Raw genomic sequence first — 2173 nt, 5'->3', positions numbered from 1 at the left:
TCGCTATTAGACAGACATATCTCACCGTATTATCTCGTAGTTTTTTTCATAAATCAAATATGATTCCTATAGTACGGCATACATTCCCGCAACCGTGATTCCGGGTGAGACTCTAACCACAACCGCCCTAAACTGTTCTCCACCATATACTGAACAATCCAATGCGGGGTAAACAATTGCGTCGCGGCTGGGATATCTGCGGCTGCAACCTTCGACTTTGCTCCAATTACCTCATCCTTGCGTTCAGAAATATAGAACTGATACAGCCAACCCACTACTTCAATATCCTGCCAGTCTTCCTCTGGAATCTCCTTCACCAGTCGCCTGACAATTGAATCCTGATTTAACAGATTTCCAGGTAAAAACAGCGCTTGGTAGTTCTGGCGAGGGTCAAACACTGCCGGAATTCCCTCTGCCAAAGCTTTACACTGAGCTAACACCAGACGCCGATAGAGAAACTCATCCGGGTTAGGATCACGATTAGCAAAACCACGCCATTCATTGAGAGTATCCAAGTCAAGTCCAGGTAAATCCCCCATTTCGGCAATAGAACTAGCATCCCGCAACAAATCAGGGTCTACCAAATTCGGGTCACTACTACTCAACACCCGCCCAATATATCCATTCACCTCCATAAATCGCAACGCCGCTAAACGGTTAAACCAGGTGTAGGCAATTTCATTAATCAGCGCATCTAACGCCTGGGCTGGGCTGGAAATTAGCGTTAAATCTTGCAAGCGATTTCGCAGTTGTTCGTATTGGTTTGTTTCCGTTGCGTTCAACGTTTGACCTGCCACCAACAGCCCACCTGTAACGGCTTGGGGTTGTGTGATGCTTTTGTCAGTAATGCCATACTGGGTCGCACGAGCTTTTACTTGTTCCCGTAAGTAGCGACGCGCCCAAATTGCGAAGTTTTTAATAGCAGTGCGGTTCATACAGTGATTGAAAATTGGTAGTTTTTCACATCAACCACCCCGCATTTAATTTCGGAGAGATTAACCCAAGTCAGTTTTAACGAATTAACACCTTGATAACCACCGCGTTTTAACTGACTTTTGCTATGGAATTTCTATTTACCAGGATTTAAGTTGATTTCCTACTATTTTGGCTACTATAAAGTAAGAAAAATATAATTACCTTTTGGTAATACCATGCCAGCTGAAAAACTATCCATTTCCTTACCAGCATCTTTAATAGAGTTTATTGAGAATTACAAAGTGACAAAGGGGTGTAAATCTCGCTCCCAAGTCATTGAGTTAGCACTGGAGTTACTGCGGTATCAAGAGTTAGAGCAAGCTTACAGCCAAGCTTCGGCGGAAGTTGACCCAGATTGGGATTTGACAATAGGGGATGGGTTAACAGATGAAACGTGGTGAAATTTACTATGCTAATCTCAGTCCAGTAGTAGGGGCAGAAATGGATAAACGCCGGCCTGTGCTAATTGTGAGCAATGATGCTAATAACAGTGCTGCTAGTACGGTGACAATTTTACCGATTACGTCTAATGTCAGTCGTGTTTATCCTTTTGAGGTTTTATTGAATCCAGAGGAAAGTGGTTTATCTAAGCCTTCTAAGGTACAAGCGCAGCAGGTACGCACGATTTCAAAGCAGCGCATTTTAGGAGATGGGGTAGGTTGTTTGAATCAGGATTTGATGCAATTAGTTGATGCTGCTCTCAAGTTGCATTTAGGCTTGGAGTAGGCAAAACAGGAGAGCCGCCCCGCCAGATTTATTCAAGACGGACGCGATGATTTTGGTGAATCTTATCCAGTAGAGTATTCCGCAAAGCCTCTAAATAAACATCCACATCTTGGGGTGTTTCCAGTAGCGACTTAGTTGCAACTCTCGCTACCTGAACCGATACGATAGATTTGATAAACGTTGCTGTACTATAACTGCCATTGCTCGATTGACGCTCGATGATTTCATTAGCAAGCTTGTCTACTTTTTCCAGCAAATGTGGGAGGATGTTTTCTAGTTCACTCTGATGTGCGATCGCAGAATCAATGCTTGCTACCCGATCAACTGAGGTGACAACTTTATCAATATCTTGGGTGAGATTTGTGAGGTCTAGCTGGGCAGAAATATCTTGGTGAGCAGAAGTCACATACTCAGCTAATTTCTCCCGCATTGCTTTGCCCTTAGTCTGCACTTGATAAATTTGACTTGTTAG

Annotated in this window: 3 protein-coding genes and 1 pseudogene; 2 read left to right on the top strand and 2 right to left on the bottom strand. The window is 43.6% G+C overall.

Annotation, left to right across the window (positions count from 1 at the left end):
- Positions 1 to 53 precede the first annotated feature (53 nt).
- Positions 54 to 935, bottom strand: coding sequence for a hypothetical protein (locus tag ACYTXL_RS33340; protein WP_461928324.1), 882 nt, complete (start codon positions 933 to 935; stop codon positions 54 to 56).
- A 216-nt stretch (positions 936 to 1151) separates the two neighbouring features.
- Between ACYTXL_RS33340 and ACYTXL_RS33335 the strand changes: the two genes are divergently transcribed.
- Entirely contained in the window at positions 1152 to 1376 is a 225-nt protein-coding gene (locus tag ACYTXL_RS33335) for a CopG family transcriptional regulator (RefSeq protein WP_334834121.1), read from the top strand.
- Positions 1363 to 1701, top strand: a complete 339-nt coding sequence (locus tag ACYTXL_RS33330; protein ID WP_461928323.1) for a type II toxin-antitoxin system PemK/MazF family toxin — start codon at positions 1363 to 1365, stop codon at positions 1699 to 1701. The genes ACYTXL_RS33335 and ACYTXL_RS33330 overlap by 14 nt, the downstream gene beginning before the upstream one ends.
- Positions 1702 to 1729: 28 nt before the next feature.
- Here the strand turns inward: ACYTXL_RS33330 and ACYTXL_RS33325 are convergent.
- Positions 1730 to 2173 (bottom strand): annotated as a pseudogene (locus ACYTXL_RS33325) (BREX system P-loop protein BrxC); the annotation flags it as partial.

This window comes from Nostoc sp. (assembly GCF_054880495.1).
This window is presented reverse-complemented; position numbering and strand designations above follow the sequence as displayed.